The sequence below is a fragment of the Alkalibacterium sp. s-m-28 genome (genome assembly GCF_054658175.1).
Map to the genome: position 1 here is coordinate 1 of NZ_BAAGIQ010000222.1, position 798 is coordinate 798.

General features: G+C 42.6%; 1 protein-coding gene. It reads right to left on the minus strand.

Annotation, left to right across the window (positions count from 1 at the left end; all coding sequences use genetic code 11):
• Positions 1–61 precede the first annotated feature (61 nt).
• Positions 62–598, minus strand: a complete 537-nt coding sequence (locus tag ACYQ4S_RS12040; RefSeq protein WP_346025212.1) for a hypothetical protein — start codon at positions 596–598, stop codon at positions 62–64.
• Positions 599–798 lie beyond the last annotated feature (200 nt).

Below are 798 nucleotides of genomic sequence, written 5' to 3' on the forward strand. Positions count from 1 at the left end.
TTATTTTACCTTTGCTGGAGACATTTGACAAGAAAAAAAGCAATGTGATCCAGCAGTGTATTCACGTCTGCTGGATCACATTGCCTTTTTTCGCCTCTTTTTTATCGGTATAGAATGCTTTTCTACATCTATCTCCTTCAATGTCCAATGCGACGATCGTCACTTCCTGCCTGACATGATCGAACACAACCAGTTCCTGATAGAACATGAGATGAAGGTCCGGCATGGCTATCTCATCTTTCAGCCGACTCCCGATATCTTCATATTCTCGAATGGCATCGTACCCGATGTAGCCGACTGCTCCGCCGTAAAATGGAAAAGGAAGATCCAGGGTGATCTCTGGAATGTGAGCCTTGACGACATCCAGTGGCTTCTTCAATGACGTCTGTTCCCGTTTCCCTTCTTTGATCCTCACAGTCTTTCCGTTCCCGATGATTTCCTTGTACGGGTTCATCCCTATAAAGGAATACTGGCTTTTCTTTCCATATCCATCTGAACTTTCCAGTATGAATTTCTTTTCTCCTTTGAGTCTCTGAAATACTGAAATAGGTGTCAGCATGTCTCCGTTTATCTGCTCTGTTCTGTAATGACTGGTCATTTTCTTCTCTCCCTTTGTGTAATGTCTCTTCCGATAATCCTCTTTAGTTCCTTCTTCAATCCGTTACTTTTCCAATAAAAAAAGCTTCGGCTACGCCTTCGCCCTTTTGGGATAGTGCGTAGCCATTACTTTTTCAGTTCTGAATTATCGTAGACGATACCGTGAATACTCTTATAGTAAACAGGAACCATCTCATTTCC